Raw genomic sequence first — 23515 nt, forward strand, 5'->3', positions numbered from 1 at the left:
TAGTGATCGTTATGGGGCGACACCGCTGGCGCAGGATGCGCCAGCGGGTTCGGCCGGGGGGAGGTTACTTGCCCGGGACCAGGGTCAGGCGGGTCTTGCCGTAGCTGCGTTCAAAGTTCTGCGGTTGCATCGGGAAGCTCAGGTACTGGGCCTTGAGCCAGCCGTCGATGCCGTTGGCGTAGTTCGGGCTCACCGGGTTGCTGGATTGGCCACTGCTGTTGAGGCCCATCAGCGGCTCGTTCAGCGCGAAGTCGACGACGAAACGCAGGGCCGGGGTCGTGGTGATGGCAAAGTCCTGTCCCCAGCGATAGCCGGCGCTGTTGACGGTGTTCTGGTCGCCACCGGCCTGCAAGGGGCCGCGTATCGCCTGGCCGCTGTTGTGGGTCCAGCGGTAGCTGTGCAACTTGCCCCACTGCCAGGCCTTGCGGTCCGTGCCCAGCAGTTGCTCGCCCGAACTGACGGCCGCCGCCAGGCTGCGGGCGAGAATGGTCGGCTTGTCCTCTTTTTGCCCGTTGCGCGAGTCGCCCCAGAACGGGCTGTCTTCCCGGCTCAGAAGATGGTCGGCCTGGGCCGGATAGGACAGGCCCGCATTGGCAACGAACGCCTGCCAGGCAACGCCGGGCTCCGGACCGAGCTGTTTGAGGAAGGTCTGCTTGGCGCTTTCCTGGAGGAACAGTTCGTAGAGCGCGGCGTCGGCGGAGCCGGCGCTGAGCTTGCCGTCGAACGCCATCAGCCGGCTGTAGGCTTCACGGGCCTTGGCGCGGTCTGCATCGGGCAGGGCGTCGATGGCGTTTTTCAGCGGCAGGGCCATGCCCGGCGCCTCGAACATCTTCTTCAACTTGGCGGCGAACAGGGTGGTCTGGTCGTACTGCAGGGCAATCAGGCTGCGGTTGTCCTGCTTGCCGCCAGACAGCCATTGGCCGATGCGCTCGGCCCGCTCCGGAGCGTCCCAGGAGTTGGACAGCTGCATGCCGTAACCGCGGGGGATGACCCGCTGATTGGCGGTGGCGATCCAGCCTTGCGCCGGGTCCTGGTCATAAGGGTGGAGCATCGGGTCGGCGTAGCCATCCCAGTCATAGCGTCCGTCCCAGCCGGGAGAGGGCAGCAGGCCTTCGCCCTCGCGGCGGTTGGGGAAGCGCCCGGTGACCTGCCAGCCGATGTTGCTGGCATCGGCATAGACCATATTCAGGGCAATGGCGCGGATCTCGCGGCTGGCGTCGGAGGCCTTCTCCACATTCTGGGCCCGCGACAGATCGAAGAACGCATCCAGGCTCCTGTCGTCCTTGAGCTCCGGCATTTGCAGCGCCAGGCCGTAGCCACTGGCCAGGGCATTGTTGGCGTTGATCCCCAGGGTGCTGTTGAGCAGTGGACCGTGGCGGGTTTCGTACACCGCTTCGCGAATTGGCCGCTGTCCTTTGATGAAGTAGGTCTCGTTGCGAACGATGACCGGCTGCCATTTTCCGTTGTTCTGGTAGTACAGAGCGTTGCCCTGGCGTTTGAGTTTTTCCAGGAACAGGTCCTGGTTGTCGCCCATCGCCGAGCTCATGCTCCAGGCCAGCTTGCCGTTGAAGCCTTGCAGAATGGCCGGTAGACCAGCGATCGAGGCCCCGGCCGCCTGATATTTCGGCGCGCGGATCTGTACGTAGTACCAGGCGCCGATCTGGCTGTCGCTGGCCAGCAGGCTGCGACCGCTGCGAGCGCGCTGCGGGGCGACGGCCAGGTTGCTGCCGGCGGTGACACCCAGTGAGTTAAGGGTCGACATCTGCTTGGCGGCCAGGCTGAGTTCACTCAAGCCCGGCACATGCAAGGCCAGCCCCTTGAGCTTGTCGGCCTCGGCCGTGGGCAGCGGTTCATCGGGGTAGCTCGGGGTCAGCCAGGGCAATTTGTCGCTGCCGACCTTTTGTGCCAGTACCAGGCTATTGATCTCTTCCAGCAGATTGGCGGACTGGCCGAAATTCAGCAGGCAGAAAATCAGTGCCGAATCCTCGGCCTTCCAGTATTCAGGGATGTAGCCGCGGGCGGCCAGGTCTGGCGGCAGCTTGTCGCGGTAGCGGAACAGGTAGGCGTTGACGCCTCGAGCGTAGACCTCGAAGAAACGCTTGATCCGTGGTGATGAGGCCTTGTACAGCTCGTCGGCGCTTTTCTTCAGATTCACCGCGCGCATCAGGCGGTCGACTTCCAGCACCTCGGCGCCGGACATCTCCGCCAAGCGGCCCTGGGCCAGCAGGCGCAGGGTGACCATCTGCTCGATACGATCGCTGGCGTGCACATAGCCCAGGGTGAACAGCGCGTCGTGGAAGCTGTTGCTTTCGATCAGCGGTACACCGACGACGCTACGCCTAACCGAAACATTCTGCGCCAGGCCCTTGAGGGGCTGTACGCCGGAGGTGGGTGGCAGGCTGTTTTGAGTGTTCCAGGACTGGCAACCGGCCAGGCTGAGAGCACCGGCCACTGCCGCGGCAACGCCGAACCGGGGAAGAAAATGTGAGAGGGCTGGCGAGGCCATGGCAAAGCTCCTGCGGGGGGTAGCGTCGATAAAGGCGCTACGTTAGTGAGCAGGCGAGTGCCGCGCAAGCGGGGGCTGGAGGTATTTCTTGACCGCGCCACAAATAGCCAGCGCCGGAGCGCCGTCATCTGTCGTTTCATGCTCGACGATGGCACGACAGCAAGCGTCTGCATTAGGTCGTGCGGTGTGCAATGAGTGGCTTGCCTGTCACAGCAGGTGATGTTGAAGTTGGCAAAATTCAATGACGCTCCAACGGAGAATGTTGCATGCCCATTCCGGCCGACACGGCGCTGCTAATCATCGATCAACAGCAAGGCATCCTGCATCCCCGGCTCGGTCCACGAAACAATCCCGAGGCAGAGGAGCGGATGCTCGAGTTGCTGGCCCACTGGCGCTCCCGGGGTTGGCCGGTGATCCATGTGCAGCATCTGTCGCGCTCGACGGATTCGGTGTTCTGGCCCGGGCAGTCCGGCGTGGAGTTTCAGCCACGTTTTCGTCCGCAAACGGGGGAGGGACTGATTCAGAAACAGGTGCCGGATGCCTTTTGTGGCACCTCGCTGGAGGCGGATCTGCGCCAGCAGGGGATCGGGCAGTTGGTGATAGTCGGTGTGGCCACCAACAATTCGGTGGAGTCGACGGCAAGAACCGCCGGTAATTTGGGCTTTGCGGTATGGGTGGTGGCCGACGCCTGCTTCACCTTCGACAAGCGCGACTTTGCCGGTCGAGCCCGTTCTGCCGAGGAGGTGCATGACATGTCGCTGGCCAACCTGCACGGCGAGTACGCCACGGTGTTGAACCTGGCGCAGCTTTTTTAGGAGAGGCCGGACGACGACGTGGCGCGGACAGGCCTCTTGCGCAATCAGATCAAGCGCCGTGGCACTTCTTGAACTTCTTGCTGCTGCCGCATGGGCAAGGATCGTTGCGGCCAACGTCTTTCAGCGCGTTGCGCACGGGTTCCTGGTGGGCGTGGTTGCAGTGCGGACCGTGAACATGGCCATGGTCATGATCGTGGTGGTCATGGTCGTGGTTGCAGTCCGGGCCATGGACATGAGGTTGCTGGGTCATTGCGGGTTACTCCGGGATAAAATCGCCGGGAATTATCACGCCATTGCGCTTCAGGTGCACGTCCTGGCCGATGAATAATCCGATTTCCAGCTCCCCTTCGAGGCGATAGGGGATCGGCCGTTCGGGCTTGCGCAACAGTTTCACCACATCCCGGATCTGCGGCCAGAGATTGGTGCGCACCGGCACCTTGAAGTAGCGGCTGCTGTGGGGCGTGACGGTGAACCAGTGTTCATGCTCGCCCTCGCTGAGCAGAAAACGCTCCAGGTAGACCCGGTAGGTCAAGCGGCGCACGGTCAGGTCGCTGTCATTGGGATTGTCGACCCGCAGGTGCAGGGTGAAGCGCTGCTCAAGCAGGTTGGCCTTGACCACTTCGACCTTGACCAGGTGGACCGTAGGGGCCAGGTCCTCATCGGTGAACCAGGACGCGCATCCCGACAGGCTCAATAGTCCGAACAGGCAGACGGCCCGTAGTGCGCGCAGTTCACCGATCATTGCAAGACTCCCTTTGAACCCCCTGTACCCGTCCTGGGCATGGGGTGCCTGGCCTGCAAAGGCTCAGCGTGTGAAATAGCCGGCGCAGCACTTCTTGAATTTTTGCCCGCTACCACAGGGGCAGGCGTCGTTGCGTCCGGCATTCAGGGGCACGGTGGGGTCGATGAAATACCAGCGTCCATGATTCTGCACGAAGGACGAGCGTTCGCGATGGCTGTGTTCGCCCTGGTTGTCATGCCAGCGCGCAGTGAAGGTGACGAAGGCATGTTCGGGCTGACCGCCGAAGACCTCCGAGCTTTCTACCTCCAGCCCCAGCCAGGTGCTTTGTGCGCTCCAGTCACTGATGGATTGGCGATCCAGGCCTGCCTGTTGTACGGGCAGTGTGGTGGCCAGCAGGTAGTCCACTTGCCCCAGCACGTAGGCGCTGTAGCGCGAACGCATCAGGGCTTCGGCGCAAGGGGCGGGATGACCGGCGTGGTAGTGGCCGCAGCAGGCGTCCAGCAGGTTGCCGCTGCCACAAGGACAAATCGAGGCGCTCATTGTGTTACCACCAATACTTTCCAAAGTTTTCCGGGTTCGCCCAGAAGCGAGCGTTGAGCCAGTCGGGCACTTGTTTGTATTCAAGCAGATCATAGGTAAACAGGGTCAGCACCTGTTCGTCCCGCTGGAAGCGTTCACTGGCCTGCAGCGCCAGGGAGAAAAAGTCGGTCTCCTGCCAGCCGCAGGCACTCAGGTCGGCCAGCACGGCAATCCGGCTGGCATTGAGGTTGCGAATGCCCCCAAGCAGGTTCAGGCCATCACGCTTGGGCAGGTGCTCCAGGCAATCCACCGCCAGGGCCAGGTCGAAACGCCGTGCAGCCAGCTCCGCAGGTAAGGGGCCGGGGGCCGCCTGAGCCACCTCGGTAGCGGGATGAGCCTCCTTGAATGCGGCCAGGGCGGGGAAGTCGCTGGCGCCGATCAGCAGCAGCTGTTGGGGGGCGTAACGGTCCAGCAAGGCCGCCAGAGCCTGCTGGGGGGTACGGGTAGAAATTCCGGCGCTCATTGTAGCTCCTCGATCAGAACGCCCAAGACTAGCGTGCTGGCACCCTCGGGCCTAGAGCGGTTCGCCACTAAATCGGCGAACCTCCCGTATTTACGGGGCGAAATCACTGATAGCCCGGTGCTGGCGCAGATGAAATGTGCAGTCTTTACTCCGTGAATCGGCCTCGAGCCGATCCCTCAGGAGAAATCAGATGAGCATCATTCGGACGGCAGTACCCTTGGTTCTGTTAACCAGTGTGTTGACTGGTTGTGCAGGTTTGCAGAAAACCGACTGGCCAACCTGTGCCGCAGTCGGCGGCGTCACGGGCGCGGCGTTGGGCGCCACCGAAAGCGCCTCGTGGGCGGGTGGTGGCGCACTGTTGGTCGGTGGTCTGGCAGGTGCCTACTGCTGGGTAAAAGGCGATGGCGACGAAGACGGCGATGGCGTGCCGGACAGCCGCGACAAGTGCCCGCATACCCCCAAAGGTGTACAGGTCGATGCCAACGGTTGCCCACCGCCGCCACCACCGGTTGTGGAAGAAGTCGTGGTGGTCAAGGAGGAAACCATCGTCATCCGCGATGTCTACTTCCATTTCGACTCGGCCAAGTTGACCGACGCCGACAAGACCAAGCTCAACACCATCGTGAGCCGCCTGAAACAGGAAGCGCCGACTGCACAGCTGCGCGTGACCGGCCACACCGACAGCGTCGGCAGCGATGCCTACAACCAGAAACTCTCGGACAAGCGTGCCCACTCGGTCGTGGACTATCTGATCAGCAACGGCATTCCCCGCAACAGTTTCGTGTCAGTGACCGGAGCCGGTGAAAGCAAGCCGGTGGCGGACAACAAGACGGCCGCGGGCCGGGCGATGAACCGTCGTACGGAGATCCAGATCAACCGCTGAAACCCTTTGCCTGCGCGGCTTGTGCAGCCGTCGATGGCAGTCTTTACTCCTGTGTGACCGGTCTTGCCGGTGACACAGGAGCATTCATGATGAACCTTCTTCCTCGGGCCGTTTTCCCGGTCCTGTTGCTCGGCGGCCTACTGACAGGTTGCGCAACCCACAGTGATGGCACTGCTCCCCTCAACCAACGCACCTGGCCCCTATGTAGTCTGCTCGGCGGGCTGGCCGGCGGTGGCTTGGGAGCGATCGAGAGTGGTAGTTGGGCGGCTGGAGGCGCGGCCCTGGGGCTGATCGGTGGAGGCCTGATCTGTTACGCCCAGGATGGCGACGAGGATGGCGATGGGGTATTCGATCGTCGCGATCGTTGCCCGGACACGCCTTCCAACACGGCGGTGGATAATCGCGGTTGCCCGATGCCCGAGTATCCGGCAGTGGTCAAGGCGCCGGAGCCTGAGGTAGCAGCGCCTGCGGAAGTGATCACCCTGAGTGACCAGGGCAATGTGCTGTTCGCCTTCGACTCCGCGGAGTTGACCGCCGAGGCGCGCAACCAGCTGCAGGGGCTGATGGCCAAGCTGGCCAATGCCGATGTGGTCAGCATCAAGGTGCTCGGGCATACCGACAGCCAGGGTTCCGATGCCTATAACCAGAAGCTCTCGGAGCGCCGCGCTAGCAGTGTCGTCGCCTTTCTTGTTGGCCAGGGCGTGGCGTCGGAAAAAATCAGCAGCCAGGGCCTGGGAGAAAGTCAGCCGGTAGCGGATAACGACAGTGAGCAGGGGCGAGCAACGAATCGTCGCGTGGAACTGCATCTCCAACGTTGAAACGAGGCGGTCCGGGTCGGCGATCCTCGCCGATCGGGCCGCTAAACAGACGCTTCGGGGAGAATTTTCATCGACCTCTGGCGTATCCCCGGGGTAAGTCGTTACTGTGCGCGCAAAGAATAATTCACAAGGGGAGCCTATGAAGGTCTTATGGGGGGCGGGGAAGTTTCTGACCTTGGTCTTTTGGCTGGTGGTGTTGATCAATCTGGTCAATCCATTGATCAATCCGTTGCACCTGCTGGTCAACCTGGCGGGTAGCCTGTTGCTTTTGACCCATTTGCTGGAACTGCTGCTGTTCAATGGCAGCCTCAAGGAGCGTCCACATCCCTGGCGTGATCGTTTACACATCCTGCTGGTGGGGATCTTCCACCTGCAAACCCTTCCCGCTGCTGCTCCTGTTGCCGAGACCGACCATGCGTAAGCTTTGCCTGCTGGCCCTGTTCTGCAGTCCTCTGGCCGTGGCCCAGGTGGTCCAGGTTGAAACCAACTCCTTCATGCGCCTGCCCAATACCGCCAGCACCCTGCAGCTGGAGCGTCTGGACGTGGCGGACTACGGCACCTTGCTGATTCCGGCCAATGTCACCGAACTCAAGGTCGACGACCTGCATCTGGGACGTGACGCGCGGATCGCCATCGTGCCTACCGGGCAAAGCCTGCAACTGATTGTCCGCCATGCGCAGTTGGAGAGCGGCAGCCAGATCAGCTCCCGTGGTGCACCGGGCACCTATGAGAAGGTGGCCAAGCCGGGGCGCAATCTGAACCTGCGAATCGAGTCCTTGAAGGCCGAGCAATTGTTCGTGGACGCCCGCGGTGGCAAGGGGGCTCCCGGTTACGTCGGCCTTGATGGCGCCAATGGTCAGGAGCCGGGTTGCACCTGGGGGCAGGCCGGGCGCGGTGCCGACGGTGACAACGGCGGTGACGGCCGGCCGGGGGCTTCGGGCGCCGTGGTCCGGCTGGAGTTGCCCCGTGATTACCCCAGCGAGCAGATCAAGGTCATGGTCGATGGTGGCGCCGGCGGCCTGGCCGGTGCTGGCGGCAAACCGGGCGCCGGGGGCAAGTCCAAGGGCTGCCTGGTTTACCGAACCGACGGCGGCAAAAGCGGGCGTCCCGGTGCTCAGGGGCAGCCGGGCCCTGTGGGCGAGGCGGGGTCACTGACGGTCCAGCGCTTGTAGTCAACTTCGAAAGATGGATTGTTCCAGCCGCCCGCTCCTGTAGCGGGCGGTTGCTTTCAGAAGCTTGGCCGGGCCGCTGCCAGGGCCACCAGTACCAGGCCGATGATCAGGTTGCTGCCCACCAGCCGGCGGATCTTGCCCAGCGCCGCGGCGCCGACCGGCCAGTCCTGCGCCGCGACGGCCTTGCGCAGCTCCGGCAGTTGCAGGGACTGGATGCGGATGAACAGGGCGGTCATCACCAGATACAGCCCCATCATGATCTGCACATACTTCGGTGCGGTTTCAAAGCCGCTGAAGCGCAAATGCAGCAGGCCGATACCGCTGATCGGCAACAGCACCACGGCGACCCAGACCCAGACGAAAAAACGCGGAAACACTTGCACCCAGAGCTGCAGTCGCGCCGGCCCCTCAAGGGCCGCCACGGCTGCCGGGCGCAGGACCATCCAGGCGAAAAACATGCCGCCGACCCAGACCAGGGCGGCCAGTACATGCAAGGTGTAGGCAAGGGCGAAAGCGGTCATTCGGGTACTCCGTTCTGCGCGACATGAATTAGCGGGGTATGATAGCGGTCGATTCGAACCACTGAAAATTTATCCAGCGTTTTGTGCGCCCGAAAAACCATGATCAGCAACGAACTCAAAACCACGATCCAGGGCGCCTACTCGCGTTTTCTCGAAGCCAAGAGCCTCAAGCCGCGTTACGGCCAGCGCCTGATGATTGCCGAAGTGGCCAAGGTCCTGGGTGATATCGACACCGACGACGAGGGGCGGCGCAGTGGCGACCCGGCGGTCGTCGCGGTGGAAGCCGGCACCGGTACTGGCAAGACCGTGGCCTACAGTCTGGCGGCCATTCCCACGGCCAAGGCCGCCGGCAAGCGCCTGGTGATTGCCACCGCCACCGTCGCCCTGCAGGAACAGATCGTCTACAAGGACCTGCCGGACCTGATGCGCAACAGCGGGCTGAACTTCAGCTTCTCCCTGGCCAAGGGCCGCGGGCGCTACATGTGCCTGTCCAAGCTCGACATGCTGCTTCAGGAAGGCCACGCGCAGACCGCCACGGCCCAGCTGTTCGAGGAAGAAGGCTTCAAGATCGAAGTGGATGAAGCCAGCCAGAAGCTGTTCACCAGCATGATCGAGAAGCTCGCCGGCAATAAATGGGACGGTGACCGCGACAGCTGGCCCACCGCCCTTGAAGACGCCGATTGGGCGCGCCTGACCACCGACCACAGCCAGTGCACCAATCGACACTGCCCGAACTTCGGCCAGTGCGCCTTCTACAAGGCTCGGGAAGGCATGGGCAAGGTGGACGTGATTGTCACCAACCATGACATGGTCCTGGCCGACCTGGCCCTGGGCGGCGGCGCGGTGCTGCCGGACCCGCGCGACACCCTCTATGTGTTCGACGAAGGCCACCACTTGCCGGACAAGGCCATCGGCCACTTTGCCCATTACACCCGGCTGCGCTCCACCGCCGACTGGCTGGAGCAGACCGCCAAGAACCTCACCAAGTTGCTGGCCCAGCACCCGCTGCCGGGGGATCTGGGGCGCTTGATCGAGCAAGTGCCGGAGCTGGCGCGGGAGATCAAGACCCAGCAGCAATTCATGTTCAGCGCCTGCGAGCAGATCGCCGACTTCAAGACCGGCGAAGACATGGAAGGCCGCGAACGGCCACGCCATCGCTTCGTCGGCGGGCTGATTCCCGACCACATGCGCGAGATGGGCATCGAGTTGAAGAAGGGCTTCTCCCGTCTCACCGATCTGTTCACCCGCCTCACTGAGCTGCTCAAGGAAGGCATGGATGGCGAGGTCAATATCGGCATCGCCAGCAACCAGGCCGAAGAGTGGTATCCGCTGTTCGGTAGCCTGCTGGCGCGGGCGTCGGGCAACTGGGAACTGTGGACCGCGTTCACCATCGAGGACCCGGAAGACAATCCGCCCATGGCCCGTTGGCTGACCCTGGCCGAGAGCGGCTCGCTGTTCGACATCGAGGTCAACGCCAGCCCGATCCTCGCGGCGGAGATGCTCCGACGCAATTTGTGGAACGTGGCCTACGGCGCCCTGGTGACGTCGGCGACCCTGACCGCCCTGGGCACCTTCGACCGCTTCCGCATGCGTGCCGGGCTGCCGAAGAAAGCCGTGACTGCGGTGGTACCCAGCCCGTTCCATCACGCTGATGCCGGGGTGTTGCGAGTGCCTGACCTGCGTGCCGATCCGCGGGATGCGCCGGCGCATACGGCGGCGATCATCCGCGACCTGCCGGAACTGGTGGAAGGCTCCCGGGGCACGCTGGTGCTGTTCTCTTCGCGCAAGCAGATGCAGGACGTGTTCGACGGTCTGGATCGGGATTGGCGCAAGCAGGTGTTCATCCAGGGCAACCTGTCCAAGCAGGAAACCCTCAACAAGCACAAGGCCCGGGTCGACGGTGGCGATTCCAGCGTGCTGTTCGGCCTGGCGAGCTTTGCCGAAGGGGTGGACTTGCCCGGTGCCTACTGTGAGCACGTGGTGATCGCCAAGATCCCGTTCTCGGTACCGGATGATCCGGTGGAAGCGGCGCTGGCGGAATGGATCGAGGCCCGGGGTGGCAATCCATTCATGGAAATCTCGGTGCCGGATGCTTCTCTCAAGCTGGTTCAGGCCTGCGGCCGTCTGCTGCGTACCGAGCAGGACCGCGGCACCATCACCCTGCTGGACCGCCGCCTGGTCACCCAGCGCTATGGCAAGGCTATCCTCAATGCCTTGCCGCCATTTCGCCGAGAAATATCATAAGCAAGGCGCGCACCTTTGCGCGCCTTGCTGTCTATTTCATATCACCGCTTCAGCACCGGCCGTTCATCGGTCTTTAGGGAGAGCCAGGTTCATATGATTCGCCGTTCGTTGCCCGCTGTATTTGCCCTGTTGTTTACCGCGCCTGTGTGGGCGGCCCCGACCGGACAACAGACGCTGTTCAACTTTGTCCGGCCTGCCGCTGTGGTGCAGGTGGCGACACAAGATGCCAGCCTGCCGCAGTCCAACGCGGAGCAAACGGCCGAAGGCGAAGTGCTGCGGCGCATCATCTTCAACCCGACCAGTCGGCCCAGCCTGACCCTGACGCCCCAGAGCGGCGCTTGGGACTGGTCGCAGTCGGGGATGATGAGCCTGCGCATCCAGAGCGCCATGAACTGGGCCCTGACCCTCTATGTGACCATTCAAAGCAACGACGGCAAGACCCTGGTCAGCCGCGTCGATCTGCCCGCGGGGCCGGCGCAGACCCTGCTGGTGCCATTGGTGGCCAACACTCCCCTGAGCCAGGGCATGAAGGCCGCGCCGCCGATGCCGATGACCGTGGACGGCCAGCGCATCCTGCTGGCCAGCAGCGAGGGACAATTGGACCGCAGCCAGGTGGTGTCGGTGACCTTGTCCCTGGATAGCCCCAAGGCCGCTCAGAGTATCCTCCTCGAGCGCTTTGGTGTGCAGGACGGCGAGGGCGTGATCAAGGCGGTCTACGGTTCCCTGGTGGATGGCTACGGCCAGTCGACCCGGTCCCGCTGGCCGGAAAAGATTACCAGCGACGATCAGCTCGAGGCGGCCGATGCCAAGGAACAGCAGCAACTCAAGGCGTGGCTTGGCGAGCGCGAGAAGACTTCCCTGGACAAGTTTGGCGGCTGGGACAAGGGCCCGAGCTTCAAGGCCAGCGGTTTCTTTCGCACGGAAAAGCGTGACGGGCGCTGGTTCCTGGTGACTCCGCAAGGTCACCCGTTCTACTCCCTGGGCGTCAACACCGTGGCCCCGGATAACAGCCAGACCTATGTCGCCGGGCGTGAGTGGATGTTCAGCGCCTTGCCCAAGGACGGCGAGCCCCTGGCGAGCCATTACGGTGAGGGCGACAACCGTGGCGGCAACGGCGCCGACCGGGGACGTGGTTACAACGCCGGCCGCTGGTACGACTTCTATCGGGCCAACCTGCAACGTACCTACAGCTCCCCCTGTGCAATGGCCAGCGAAGCTCCGGCCGAAGCCTCCAGTACCGAGCCCAAGCCAGCGGCGCCTGAAGCCGCCGCAGCCCCATGCGCGACACCGACCTTCGATGAGCGACGCTGGGTCAGCCACACCCTGGACCGCTTGCAGGCCTGGGGGTTCAACACCATCGGTAATTGGAGCGCCCCGGCGCTGGGGGCGGCCGACCGGGTGCCCTACACCTTGCCGCTGTCGATCGTGGGTGATTACGCCAGCATCAGCACGGGCAGTGATTGGTGGGGCGGCATGCCGGACCCCTTCGATCCGCGCTTTGCCATGGCCACCGAGCGCGCCGTGGCCATCGCCGCCCGCGACCATCGGGATGATCCCTGGCTGATTGGTTATTTTGCCGACAACGAGCTGGCCTGGGCCGGTCCCGGTGATGATCCGCAAGCCCGCTATGCCCTGGCCTACGGCACCCTGCGTCTGACCACCGATGTGCCGGCCAAACGGGCCTTCCTCAAGCAACTGCGGGACAAATATCGTAACCAGGCGGGCCTGTCGAAAGCCTGGGGCATCGATCTGCCGGCCTGGGAGTTGATGGAAGACCCGGGTTTCGTGCCGCCACAGCCAAGTCCCGAACACCCGGAGATCGAGGCTGACTTCAAGTATTTCCAGAAAGTCTTTGCCGAGACCTATTTCAAGACCATCGCCGACTCGCTGAAGTGGCATGCCCCCAACCATCTGCTGCTGGGCGGTCGCTTTGCCGTCAGCAATCCCGAGGCGGTGGCGGCCTGTGCCCAGTACTGCGATGTGCTGAGCTTCAACATGTACACCCTCAAGCCTCAGGACGGTCAGGACTTTGCGTACCTGCGCAGCCTGGACAAGCCGGTGCTGGTGACCGAGTTCAATTTCGGCTCCCGGGATCGTGGCCCGTTCTGGGGCGGGGTGACCGAGCTGGCTCGGGAGGAAGATCGTGGACCGGCCTACGCCAACTTCCTCAAACAGGCCGTGAGTGAGCCATCGATTGTCGGTGTGCATTGGTTCCAGTATCTCGACCAACCGGTAACCGGACGTCTGCTGGACGGTGAAAATGGCCATTTTGGCCTGGTGGGCATTACCGATGTGCCCTTCCAGGGGTTTGTCGACAATGTGCGCAAGAGCAACCTGCAGGCGATTGAACAACTGGCCAAGGAAACACAGAAGGCCCGGGTTCAGGCGCAGCAGGCTGAAGCCGCCGAGCATGGCAGCGAGGGAGCGGGCAAGGGCCACGAAGGCAAGGGCGCGGGTGAGCACGCTGGCGGCCATTCCGCTAACGGTCATTGATCGATCCGGGGCTCTGCCGCGCTGCGCAGAGCTCCGTTGGCTGTTCCCAAATCCGTTTCGGGCTGGAACAATGCGCGCCTCGTTGTCGAGCAAATGTGCTGGGGGAGTCAGGGTGCAGATTCAGGGTCATTACGAACTTAAATTCGAGGCGGTACGCGAAGCCTTCGCGGCACTGTTCGACGATCCCCAGGAGCGCGGCGCGGCGCTGTGCATCCAGATCGGCGGGGAAACCGTCATCGACCTGTGGGCCGGCACCGCCGACAAGGACGGTGCCGAGCCCTGGCACAGCGACACCATCGCCAATCTGTTCTCCTGCACCAAGACCTTCACTGCGGTCACCGCCCTGCAACTGGTGGCCGAAGGCAAGCTCAGGCTGGATGCGCCGGTCGCCAGTTACTGGCCGGAGTTCGCCGCAGCAGGCAAAGCTGCCATTACCTTGCGCCAATTACTCTGTCATCAGGCGGGCTTGCCTGCCCTGCGCGAGTTGCTGCCTGCCGAGGCCCTCTACGACTGGCAGACCATGGTCGATGCCCTGGCCGCCGAGCAGCCCTGGTGGACGCCGGGTGACGGGCATGGCTATGCCGCTATCACCTATGGCTGGTTGGTGGGTGAACTGATCCGACGCGCCGATGGACGCGGTCCGGGAGAGTCCATTGCGGCCCGGGTGGCAAGCCCCCTGGGGCTGGACTTCCATGTCGGCCTGGCCGACGAAGAGTTCCATCGGGTGGCGCATATCGCCCGTGGCAAAGGCAATGTGGGTGACGCAGCAGCCCAGCGCTTGCTGCAGGTGACCCTGCGCGAGCCGACGGCCATGACCACCCGGGCCTTCACCAATCCACCGTCTATCATGACCAGCACCAACAAACCCGAATGGCGGCGCATGCAGCAGCCGGCAGCCAATGGCCATGGCAACGCCCGCAGTCTCGCCGGGTTCTACAGCGGCCTGCTCGATGGCAGCTTGCTGGAGGCCGATATGCTCGAAGAGCTGACCCGCGAACACAGCCTGGGCATGGACAAGACCCTGCTGACCCAGACCCGATTCGGCCTGGGCTGCATGCTTGATCAACCCCAGGTCGCCAATGCCACTTTTGGCCTGGGGGCTCGGGCGTTCGGGCATCCGGGGGCCGGGGGTTCCATCGGTTTTGCTGACCCGGAGCATGATGTGGCGTTCGGTTTTGTGACAAATACCCTGGGGCCTTATGTATTGATGGATCCACGGGCACAGAAGCTGGTGCGGGCTTTGTCGGATTGTCTGTAAAAAGGTTGCTGTTAAGCACTTTTTTGCTTAAACATGCTTGGAAAGCTGCAGGACGGAACCCTGTGGCTTTTATAATTTCCAAGCGTCTGTTTGTACCGGTCATGTAGACCGAATTTTTTATCTCATTTTGTGGATATCCCATGTCGTCGAACAAGTCTCTAGCCTTGGCCATCTGCCTGACCGTCACCGGTTGTGCACAAACCCCACAAAATGAAGCGGATGGCGGCCATTGGTGGTCGTTCGGGTCCGATAAGGCCAGCAGCAAGGAAGCCCCGCAGGCCGCTGAAAAACCCGTCGCAGCCGAAGCGCCAGCTCCTGCCGCTCCAGCGGGCAAGCCGGCAGTGGCGGCCAAGCCCGCTGCTCCTGCGGCCGCTGCCGGTAAAACCACCGCCTCCGCGAAGCAGGCAGCACCGGCAGGCAAAGCTCCGGTTGCCGCCAAGACGGCAGCAGCCGAGCCTGCTCCAGCTCCTGCCCCTGTAGCCGCAGCACCTGCCGCTCCTGCCGCCAAGGCCGAGAGCAGCAACTGGTGGTGGCCGTTCTCCTCCAAGGAATCCGCCGACAAGCCTGTGGCTGAGACCAAGAAAGCCGAGCCGACTCCAGCTCCAGAGGTCGCCAAGGCCGCCGACTCCGAGACCCACTGGTGGTGGCCGTTTGCCAAGAGCCAGCCCAAGCCCCTGAGCAAGGTCAATGTGGCGGACATTCCAATGCCCGACCCGAAAATCACCCAGGCCTGGCTGGACGACTACGAGCCGCGCCTGCGTGAAGCGGTGAAGGACAGCAAGCTGCAAGTAGAACGTCGCGAAAACGTGCTGGTGGTGACTGCGCTGGTCGATGCGTCCTTCAACCCGGACCGTCCAGCCATGCTGCTGCCGGTGACCCTGGGCCCATTCACCCGCGTGGCCAAGGCTGTTGAAGGTGACCCCAAGACCGCCGTACTGATTCTCGGCCACGCCGATGCGACTGGCCCGACCCTGGCCAACCAGAAGCTGAGCCGTGATCGCGCCCAGTCCGTTGCTGCCATCTTCAGCCTCAGCGGCTTGAAGCAGGACCGCCTGATGCTTCGTGGCATGGGTGCGGTCATGCCACGTGCTGCCAATGACAGCCCTCAAGGCCGTTCGCTGAACCGTCGAGTGGAAATCATGCTGACCCAGCGCAGCACCATGCTGGGCCTGTTGAGCAAATACAACCAGCCGACACCGTCCGAGACCGAAATGGTCGCGGTGCAAGATGCCAAGCTGCCCGTTCCTGCCGCCTCCGGCAAAAAGGCCGCAGCGCCGGCGAAGAAGTCCACCGTTGCCAAGAAGCCTGCCGCCAAGAAGGTTCCAGCGAAGAAGGCCGCAGCTCCAGCGAAGAAAACAACGGCTACTGCTCAGGCTAAAAACTGATTCTCAAGGATAAGGAAGCAGGCATGACTCAGTCTCTGGCTGATATGCGCCGGGATTACACCCGCGATGGTTTGTCCGAGGCCCAGGCCCCGGGTGAACCCTTCGCGCTGTTTCATCAGTGGTTTGCCGAAGCGGTGAAGACCGAGCAACCGCCGGTAGAGGCCAATGCCATGACGCTGGCGACTGTCGATACCGACGGTCGTCCCCACTGCCGCATCTTGTTGCTCAAGGGGCTGGATGAACAGGGTTTCACCTTCTTCACCAACTACGAAAGCGCCAAGGGCGAGCAACTGGCCGCACGGCCCTTTGCCGCCATGACCTTCTTCTGGCCGACCCTGGAGCGTCAGGTGCGGATCGAAGGAAGGGTGGTCAAGGTCACTCCCCAGGAGTCTGATGCCTATTATCAGGTGCGCCCTCTGGGGAGTCGGTTGGGGGCCTGGGCTTCACCGCAAAGCCGGGTGATCGCCGATCGCAACGAGTTGCAGGAATTGCTCAAGGCCACCGAGGCGCGTTTCAGTGATAGTCAGCCCGATTGCCCGGAACATTGGGGTGGTTATCGCCTGCTGCCGGAGCGCATCGAGTTCTGGCAGGGTCGCCCTAGCCGCCTGCATGACCGTTTGAACTATCGCCTGCAGGCGGGGCAGTGGAGCCGGGAGCGCCTGGCCCCCTGAAGCGCGCAGGTCAGTCGCCGGGATAACCGGCCGCGGCGGCTTCCAGCCATTGCGGCAGGTCCCGGCGTTTTACTTTCTGGCGTTGGGCCTCGGCCAGCTGTTGCAGCATGAATTGTTTCTTCTGTTCATCGGTTCCGGCCAGGGACAAAGCCAGGTCCCGGTCCACCCAACGCTTGATGCGCACGTAGAGCCACCAATGGAAATACAGACCGGCGATGGTGGTCACGATGATGATGAAGTAATCCATGAAAATCCCTTGCTGGTTGGCGCTATGCTGGAAATCGGCGTTACCGTATTGAGACGGTTTGGCTTTTTTGCAGTCTGTACTTTGGCTGAATGAAACCAATTTTATCCGGGCGGTGCCGTGACAGGCGTCAAGCTGCGGAGTCTAATGGCTATCTGTCCTTTGGAGTTGATCCTATGCGTAAGTCTGTTTTGCTGGTTGCGTCTTTCACCACGATGGCAATGTTGCTCGGCGGTTGTGCCTCTAACCTGACCGGTGACTCCTACTCCCGTGATGAAGCACGTCGTGTGCAAACCGTGCGTATGGGCACCATCGAGTCCCTGCGTCCGGTGAAAATCGAAGGCACCAAGACCCCCATCGGCGGCGCTGCTGGCGCTGTGATTGGTGGCGTGGGTGGCAGCGCCATCGGCGGCGGCCGTGGCAGCATCGTCACCGCTGTGATCGGTGCGGTAGCTGGCGGTCTGCTGGGTTCGGCCACTGAAGAAGGCCTGACCCGTACCCAGGGCGTGGAAATCACCGTGCGTGAAGACGATGGCAGCATGCGTGCCTATGTACAGCAGGTACAGGAAAACGAAGTGTTCCGGGTTGGCGATCGCGTACGCATCATGAGCGTCAACGGTACCAGCCGCGTTACCCGCTGATATTTCTGCTACAAAACAAAACCCCGGCCAGGCAACTGGTCGGGGTTTTGTGTTTTCAGGCGGTCGGATCGGTGTGGATCAGGAGGCCAGCGCCGTGTTCTTGCGGCTGGCGGCGGCGGTAACCGCATAGCCAATCAGTGCGGCCAGCAACGAGCCGGTGAGAATCCCCATGCGATCCATGCCGGCGTATTCGCTGCTACCGGGCACGAAGGCCAGGGAACCGACAAACAGGCTCATGGTGAAGCCGATGCCGCAGAGAATTGCCACCCCGAGGATCTGGCCCCAGTTGGCGCCGGCAGGCAAGGCCGTAAGTCCGGCTTTGACCGCCAACCAGCTGAGGCCGAACACACCGATGGTCTTGCCCAGCAACAGGCCGATGGCGATGCCCATAGGCACATGGTGGGTGAAGCTCTCAAGGGTCACGCCGTTCAGGGACAGGCCGGCGTTGGCGAAGGCGAACAGTGGCAGGATGCCGAACGCCACCCAGGGATGCAGCGCATGTTCCAGGGCCAGCGAGGGCGAGGGTTCGGCATTACGGGTACGCAAGGGAATGCAGAAGGCCAGGGTCACGCCGGCCAGGGTGGCGTGGACACCACTCTTGAGCACGCAAACCCAGAGAATCAGGCCGATGATCATGTACGGCCCGAGTTTCACCACCCCCATGCGGTTCATCGCCACCAGGGCGGCAATACAGGCGGCCGCCAGCATCAGTGACAGGGTCGACAGGGCGCCGGAATAGAAGATCGCGATGATCACGATGGCCCCCAGGTCATCGATGATCGCCAGGGTCATGAGGAACAGTTTCAGCGATGTCGGCACCCGCTTGCCCAGCAGGGCCAGGACCCCCAGGGCGAAGGCGATGTCGGTGGCGGTGGGAATCGCCCAGCCATTGAGTGCCGCCGGATTGTCGCGGTTGAGGAACCAGTAGATCAGCGCCGGGACCAGCATGCCGCCAATGGCTGCTGCGCCGGGCAGGACAATCTGTGAAGGCTTGGACAGTTGGCCATCCAGGACTTCGCGCTTGACCTCAAGGCCGATCAGCAGGAAGAACAGCGCCATCAGGCCGTCGTTGATCCACAACAACAACGGTTTGGCGATTGTCAAAGCGCCGACCTGAGCCACCACCGGGGTTTCCAGCAGGCCGTTGTACAGCCAGGACAGTGGCGAGTTGTTGATGATGAGAGCCAGGATGGCAGCGGCGATCAATAACAGACCGCTGGCAGCTTCCATGGCAAAGAAACGAGTGAAAGTGCTACGCAGAGGCAAGGTCGCTCTCCATCTAAATCTAAAAAAGGTGGCACACCCTAACCCGTACAGATAGTTGTTAAAACAAAAATTATATTCTTTTTTGTTATATGCAGAGGCTAAAGGGCTAGCTTGAAAATGCGCTTTTGCAGTTGTGTTTCCAATTGCTTCTCAGCTGTACCTGTAAGGTCCGAAAGTTATTTCATAACATGTCTTTTCAGGGCCGTTCCGAGCTGTTTTTCCCGGGAAAACGCCAGTCAGCCACGAACCCGGATTATCTCCGCCGGGTGCATTTCATCTTCTTGCGCCGGTACGGCGTTCGATCTGACGAGAATAGAACATGAGTGACAATCGCCAGTGGGCCCGTGAGGCCATCCGCATCATCGAAGCCGACTTCCAGCGCAGCGCCGACACCCACCTGATTCCGCTGCCTTTGCCGGGACTGCCGGGCATTGAATTGTATTTCAAGGATGAATCCAGCCATCCCACCGGCAGTCTCAAGCACCGCCTGGCTCGCTCGCTGTTTCTTTATGCCCTGTGTAACGGCTGGCTCAAGCCCGGTGCGCCAGTGATCGAGGCCTCCAGTGGCTCCACGGCGATTTCCGAGGCTTATTTCGCCCGTCTCCTGGGATTGCCTTTCATTGCCGTGATGCCAGCCACCACCTCCCAGGAAAAGATCGCCCAGATCGCCTTCTATGGTGGCAAGAGCCATCTGGTGCAGGACCCCACGCAGATCTACGCCGAATCCGAGCGCCTGGCCCGGGAGAGTGGCGGCCACTTCATGGATCAATTCACCTACGCCGAGCGGGCCACCGACTGGCGGGCCAACAACAACATTGCCGAGTCGATCTTCCAGCAGCTGCGCTTCGAGCGTTATCCCGAGCCCAGCTGGCTGATCTCCAGCCCTGGTACCGGCGGCACTACCGCGACTCTGGGGCGCTACGTGCGTTATCGCCAGCACGGCACCCGGGTGTTGTGTGCCGACGCCGAGCGTTCGGTGTTCTTCGACTACTACCTGAGCGGCGATGCTAGTTTGCGTTTGGACTGCGGTTCGCGGATCGAAGGCATCGGCCGGCCGCGGGTCGAAGCTTCGTTCCTGCCCAAAGTGATCGACGCCATGGTCAAGGTGCCGGATGCCTTGTCCCTGGCAGCCATGCATTACCTGGCCCAGCGCCTTGGCCGACGGGTTGGCGGCTCCAGCGGCACCAACCTGATTGGCGCACTGATGGCCGCGCAGCAGATGGCCGCCGCGGGTGAGACGGGGTCGATCGTGGCGATTCTCTGTGACGGTGGCGAGCGCTATGCGACCACTTACTACGATGAGCAGTGGCTGGCGGAGCAGGGGTATGAGTTGGATGCCTTGATCGATGCGGTAGCGGCCAGCGTCGAGCGTGGCGAGGCACTCCCGGCCAGCGTATTGCGCGCCGGCATCTGAACCTGTCGTAGGAGCCGGCTTGCCGGCGAAGAGGCCCTTGAGCCTTGCACTGTCCTGGATGACATCTTCGCTGGCGAGCCAGCTCCTACGGCAGGTGGTAGGAGCCGGCTTGCCGGCGAAAGGGTCGGTGCGTCAGGCCTGAATGCCGAGGATGTCGCGGGCCACGGCTTCGGCAATACGAATCCCGTCCACTCCGGCGGAAAGAATTCCCCCGGCATAACCGGCGCCTTCGCCAGCGGGGTACAGACCCTTCACATTCAGGCTCTGCATCGAGGCATCACGGGTAATGCGCAGTGGCGATGAGGTGCGGGTTTCGATGCCGGTCAGCACCGCATCGTGCAACGAGTAGCCCTTGATCTGCCGTTCGAAGGCCGGCAGCGCCTCGCGAATGGCCTCGATGGCGAAATCCGGCAGGGCCAGCGCCAGATCCCCCAGGCTTACGCCGGGCTTGTAGGACGGTTCGACGCTGCCCAGTACCGTGGTGGGTTTGCCGGCGATGAAGTCGCCCACCAACTGCGCTGGGGCCTGGTAGTTGCTGCCACCCAGGACGAAGGCGTGGGACTCCAGGCGCTCTTGCAACTCGATACCCGCCAACGGCCCGCCCGGGTAGTCCACTTCAGGAGTGATGCCTACCACGATGCCCGAGTTGGCATTGCGCTCGTTGCGCGAGTACTGGCTCATGCCGTTGGTCACCACCCGGTTTGGCTCAGAGGTGGCGGCAACCACGGTGCCGCCCGGGCACATGCAGAAGCTGTAGACCGAACGGCCGTTCTTGGCGTGGTGCACCAGCTTGTAGTCGGCGGCGCCGAGTTTCGGGTGGCCGGCGTACTTGCCCAGGCGCGCGCTGTCGATCAGCGATTGCGGGTGTTCGATGCGGAAACCCACCGAGAACGGCTTGGCTTCCATGTACACGCCCCGACTGTGGAGCATGCGGAAGGTGTCGCGGGCGCTGTGGCCCAGGGCCAGGATCACGTGCCGGGAATGCAGTTGTTCACCGCTGGCCAGTTCCACGCCCTGCAATTGACCGTCTTCGATCAGCACGTCGGTGACCCGCTGCTCGAAGCGCACTTCACCGCCCAGGGCGATGATCTGCTGGCGCATGTTTTCCACCACGCCAGTGAGGCGGAAGGTGCCGATGTGCGGCTTGCTGACGTAGAGAATCTCGTCTGGCGCACCGGCCTTGACGAACTCGTGGAGCACCTTGCGGCCGTGGTGCTGCGGGTCCTTGATCTGGCTGTAGAGCTTGCCGTCGGAGAAGGTCCCGGCGCCGCCTTCGCCGAACTGCACGTTGGACTCGGGGTTGAGCACGCTTTTGCGCCACAGGCCCCAGGTGTCCTTGGTGCGCTGGCGCACTTCCTTGCCGCGCTCGAGGACGATCGGCTTGAAGCCCATCTGTGCCAGCAACAGGCCGGCAAAGATGCCGCAAGGGCCGAAACCCACCACGATCGGTCGCTCGCTCAGGTCTGCCGGAGCCTGGCCCACCACCTTGTAGCTGACATCCGGCGCCGGGTTGACGTTACGGTCGTCGGCGAACTTGAGCAGCAGCGCCGCTTCGTCGCGCACGTTGAGGTCGATGGTGTAGATGAAACACAGCTCGGAAGATTTCTTGCGCGCATCGTAGCTGCGTTTGAACAAGGTGAAATCGAGCAGGTCATCGCTGGCGATCCCCAAGCGCTGCACGATAGCGGCGCGCAGGTCTTCATCGGGATGGTCGATCGGCAACTTGAGTTCGGTGATTCGTAACATGACAGGATCCGGGTAGGCGGTGCGCAACAGTGCGCCGGCTTGCTTTGCACAAACCGGCGATTATAAGCCGCAATCCACCGTCGCCGTGAGGCTAAAACCGCTGCTCGTCGAATCAGTCGTTGCGCGAGCCGCCGAAATAGCCGCAACCGCGCTGCACCTGACCATCCACCCGCAGCTCGGCGCTCAGGTGCTGGACGCTGCCGGTAACGGGGTCGACGCAGCGTTGCGGTGCGACCCAAAGCTCCACGCGCTGGTGATTGGCTTCGCTGCTGAGGTTGAAACGGCCGTCGCCCAGTTGCTCTTCGAGATACGGCAGGGCCAGGTTTGGCTGGCCGGCGCGCTCGATCATCATGCCCTTGGCACTGACATCGACATTCCAGGCCGGATTCTTGCCGCCGGCCCGCAGGATCAGACGCTGGAAATTCGGGTCGTTGCAGGCATTGCCGGAACCTTCGATGCGATACAGCTGGCGCAGGTCCAGCTGCCCGTCGCTGCTGCCGCTGGCGGAAAACTTGCCTCGCAGGTCGGCGAACAGCTTGCCCTGTTTTTCAGCCAGGGTAGCGGCCTCTTGCAGCACGCTGGTGTCGCCGCCATCGCTGACCACATAACGGCGATCTTCGGCGCAGGGCTTGAACAGCAACTTGCCGTCTGCCGCGCTGAGTTCACCCTGCATCCGGGTCAGCCCGGCCATGGAGGGCGCCTCGGGTTGTGAGTTGAACATCGGCAACATCTGACAGCCGGCAAACAGCGGTAACAAGGCGAAGCAAAGCAGTGAACGGGCGGTGCGCATCATGGGGCCTCCAAGCGGAAGCCGACACGTTACGCAGCCCGCCCGGTCACCACAACCCCGGATTGAACGCAGCAGCGCCATCAACCGCAGGAGCCGGCTTGCCGGCGAAGAGGCCCTGGAGCCTTGTGTGGTTCGGGAGGACGCCTTCGCTGGCAAGCCTGCTCCTACACAAACCAGCTCCTACACAAGCCGGATCAGCCGACGTGGTAGGTCTGGCCGGTCTGCAGGCCTTCCACGCTCTTGGCGTAGGCCAGGGCCACGTCGGCCGCCGGCACCGGCTTGAAGCCGCGAAAGTACGGGGCATAGCTGCCCATGGCTTCCTGCAGCACGTTGGGGCTGATGGAGTTGACTCGCAGGCCCCGGGGCAGCTCGATGGCGGCGGCCCGCACGAAGCTGTCGATGGCGCCGTTGACCAGGGCGGCCGAAGCGCCGCTGCGGATCGGGTCGTGGCTCAGCACGCCGGTGGTGAAGGTGAAGGACGCACCGTCGTTGGCGTATTCGCGGCCGATCAGCAGCAGGTTGACCTGGCCCATCAGTTTGTCGTGCAGGCCCAGGCTGAAGTGTTCGGCGGTCATTTCTGCCAAGGGGGCGAAAGTGACGTTGCCTGCGGCACAGACCAGCGCATCGAAGCGACCGGTCTTTTCGAACAGTGCGCGGATCGACTGGGCATCACTGATATCCACCTGGAAGTCACCGCTGGTGCGGCCGATACGGATCACTTCGTGGCGCTGGGACAGTTCCCGGTCTACCGCCGAGCCAATGGTGCCGTTGGCACCGATCAAGAGAATCTTCATGGGCTGTTCCTCGAAAAGGGGGGGAGGTTGCAGTCTAGAGTGGTTTTTTTCATGGATTAACGCGCTAATA

Annotated in this window: 23 protein-coding genes; 12 read left to right on the forward strand and 11 right to left on the reverse strand. The window is 62.7% G+C overall.

The features are described from left to right. Positions 1–64: 64 nt before the first annotated feature. A complete protein-coding gene (locus PQT43_RS02790; RefSeq protein ID WP_267269484.1) occupies positions 65–2506 on the reverse strand; it encodes a penicillin acylase family protein in 2442 nt (813 codons plus the stop codon). Positions 2507–2772: 266 nt separating this feature from the next. Between PQT43_RS02790 and PQT43_RS02795 the strand changes: the two genes are divergently transcribed. Beyond that, positions 2773–3321, forward strand: a complete 549-nt coding sequence (locus tag PQT43_RS02795) for a cysteine hydrolase family protein (protein WP_102861453.1) — start codon at positions 2773–2775, stop codon at positions 3319–3321. Between the two features lie 49 nt (positions 3322–3370). Here the strand turns inward: PQT43_RS02795 and PQT43_RS02800 are convergent, their stop codons facing one another. From PQT43_RS02800 to PQT43_RS02815, 4 genes are all read right to left on the reverse strand, one after another. After that, positions 3371–3571, reverse strand: coding sequence for an SEC-C metal-binding domain-containing protein (locus tag PQT43_RS02800; protein ID WP_007923047.1), 201 nt, complete (start codon positions 3569–3571; stop codon positions 3371–3373). Positions 3572–3577: 6 nt separating this feature from the next. Further along, a complete protein-coding gene (locus tag PQT43_RS02805; RefSeq protein ID WP_267269485.1) occupies positions 3578–4063 on the reverse strand; it encodes an LEA type 2 family protein in 486 nt (161 codons plus the stop codon). 63 nt (positions 4064–4126) lie between these two features. Next, positions 4127–4603, reverse strand: coding sequence for a YchJ family protein (locus tag PQT43_RS02810; protein ID WP_102861455.1), 477 nt, complete (start codon positions 4601–4603; stop codon positions 4127–4129). A gap of 4 nt (positions 4604–4607) precedes the next feature. Beyond that, positions 4608–5105 carry a DUF6231 family protein gene (locus PQT43_RS02815; RefSeq protein ID WP_102861456.1) on the reverse strand — a complete coding sequence of 166 codons (498 nt, stop codon included), beginning with the start codon at positions 5103–5105 and terminating at the stop codon, positions 4608–4610. Between the two features lie 190 nt (positions 5106–5295). Here PQT43_RS02815 and PQT43_RS02820 point away from each other — a divergent pair, with 190 nt between their 5' ends. From PQT43_RS02820 to PQT43_RS02835, 4 genes are all read left to right on the forward strand, one after another. Next, a complete protein-coding gene (locus tag PQT43_RS02820; RefSeq protein ID WP_272753478.1) occupies positions 5296–5988 on the forward strand; it encodes an OmpA family protein in 693 nt (230 codons plus the stop codon). An 89-nt stretch (positions 5989–6077) separates the two neighbouring features. Continuing rightward, positions 6078–6806 (forward strand): OmpA family protein, encoded by a 729-nt coding sequence (locus PQT43_RS02825; RefSeq protein WP_267270022.1) that lies wholly within the window; start codon positions 6078–6080, stop codon positions 6804–6806. 139 nt (positions 6807–6945) lie between these two features. Continuing rightward, complete coding sequence (locus PQT43_RS02830; RefSeq protein ID WP_102878616.1) at positions 6946–7227, forward strand: DUF1145 domain-containing protein; 282 nt, start codon at positions 6946–6948, stop codon at positions 7225–7227. Beyond that, positions 7220–7978, forward strand: coding sequence for a collagen-like protein (locus tag PQT43_RS02835; RefSeq protein WP_253083844.1), 759 nt, complete (start codon positions 7220–7222; stop codon positions 7976–7978). The genes PQT43_RS02830 and PQT43_RS02835 overlap by 8 nt, the downstream gene beginning before the upstream one ends. A gap of 56 nt (positions 7979–8034) precedes the next feature. Here PQT43_RS02835 and PQT43_RS02840 read toward each other — a convergent pair whose 3' ends face one another. Beyond that, positions 8035–8499, reverse strand: a complete 465-nt coding sequence (locus PQT43_RS02840; RefSeq protein ID WP_253083845.1) for a CopD family protein — start codon at positions 8497–8499, stop codon at positions 8035–8037. Positions 8500–8598: 99 nt separating this feature from the next. Here PQT43_RS02840 and dinG point away from each other — a divergent pair, with 99 nt between their 5' ends. The 5 genes from dinG (at position 8599) to pdxH (ending at position 16550) form a co-directional block, all read left to right on the forward strand. After that, positions 8599–10743: an ATP-dependent DNA helicase DinG gene (gene dinG / locus PQT43_RS02845; protein WP_102878618.1), complete on the forward strand. Its 2145-nt coding sequence runs from the start codon at positions 8599–8601 to the stop codon at positions 10741–10743. Between the two features lie 93 nt (positions 10744–10836). Continuing rightward, entirely contained in the window at positions 10837–13236 is a 2400-nt protein-coding gene (locus PQT43_RS02850) for a beta-galactosidase (RefSeq protein ID WP_272753479.1), read from the forward strand. A 112-nt stretch (positions 13237–13348) separates the two neighbouring features. Continuing rightward, complete coding sequence (locus PQT43_RS02855) at positions 13349–14494, forward strand: serine hydrolase domain-containing protein (RefSeq protein WP_267269486.1); 1146 nt, start codon at positions 13349–13351, stop codon at positions 14492–14494. Between the two features lie 140 nt (positions 14495–14634). Continuing rightward, the gene (locus PQT43_RS02860) at positions 14635–15879 is read left to right on the forward strand and encodes an OmpA family protein (protein ID WP_272753480.1); all 1245 of its coding nucleotides are present in this window, start codon (positions 14635–14637) and stop codon (positions 15877–15879) included. Positions 15880–15902: 23 nt separating this feature from the next. After that, positions 15903–16550, forward strand: coding sequence for a pyridoxamine 5'-phosphate oxidase (gene pdxH, locus PQT43_RS02865; protein ID WP_110594995.1), 648 nt, complete (start codon positions 15903–15905; stop codon positions 16548–16550). A gap of 10 nt (positions 16551–16560) precedes the next feature. Here the strand turns inward: pdxH and PQT43_RS02870 are convergent, their stop codons facing one another. Further along, complete coding sequence (locus PQT43_RS02870) at positions 16561–16797, reverse strand: hypothetical protein (RefSeq protein WP_102878622.1); 237 nt, start codon at positions 16795–16797, stop codon at positions 16561–16563. A gap of 173 nt (positions 16798–16970) precedes the next feature. Here PQT43_RS02870 and PQT43_RS02875 point away from each other — a divergent pair, with 173 nt between their 5' ends. Further along, entirely contained in the window at positions 16971–17435 is a 465-nt protein-coding gene (locus PQT43_RS02875) for a glycine zipper 2TM domain-containing protein (protein WP_025127763.1), read from the forward strand. A gap of 78 nt (positions 17436–17513) precedes the next feature. Here the strand turns inward: PQT43_RS02875 and nhaA are convergent, their stop codons facing one another. Continuing rightward, the gene (gene nhaA, locus PQT43_RS02880) at positions 17514–18701 is read right to left on the reverse strand and encodes a Na+/H+ antiporter NhaA (protein ID WP_267269488.1); all 1188 of its coding nucleotides are present in this window, start codon (positions 18699–18701) and stop codon (positions 17514–17516) included. A gap of 319 nt (positions 18702–19020) precedes the next feature. Between nhaA and PQT43_RS02885 the strand changes: the two genes are divergently transcribed. Then, on the forward strand, positions 19021–20115 hold the full coding sequence (locus PQT43_RS02885; RefSeq protein WP_102878624.1) for a PLP-dependent cysteine synthase family protein: 1095 nt from the start codon (positions 19021–19023) through the stop codon (positions 20113–20115). Between the two features lie 132 nt (positions 20116–20247). On the opposite strand, the gene PQT43_RS02890 is transcribed toward PQT43_RS02885, so the two are convergent. From PQT43_RS02890 to PQT43_RS02900, 3 genes are all read right to left on the reverse strand, one after another. Continuing rightward, entirely contained in the window at positions 20248–21861 is a 1614-nt protein-coding gene (locus PQT43_RS02890; RefSeq protein ID WP_213664831.1) for an NAD(P)/FAD-dependent oxidoreductase, read from the reverse strand. Positions 21862–21973: 112 nt separating this feature from the next. Then, entirely contained in the window at positions 21974–22651 is a 678-nt protein-coding gene (locus tag PQT43_RS02895; protein ID WP_181430784.1) for a COG3650 family protein, read from the reverse strand. Positions 22652–22845: 194 nt separating this feature from the next. Next, positions 22846–23445, reverse strand: coding sequence for a short chain dehydrogenase (locus tag PQT43_RS02900; protein WP_102878627.1), 600 nt, complete (start codon positions 23443–23445; stop codon positions 22846–22848). Positions 23446–23515: the final 70 nt, after the last annotated feature.

The sequence above is a fragment of the Pseudomonas sp. BLCC-B112 genome (genome assembly GCF_028550695.1).
Lineage (GTDB): Bacteria > Pseudomonadota > Gammaproteobacteria > Pseudomonadales > Pseudomonadaceae > Aquipseudomonas > Aquipseudomonas danubii.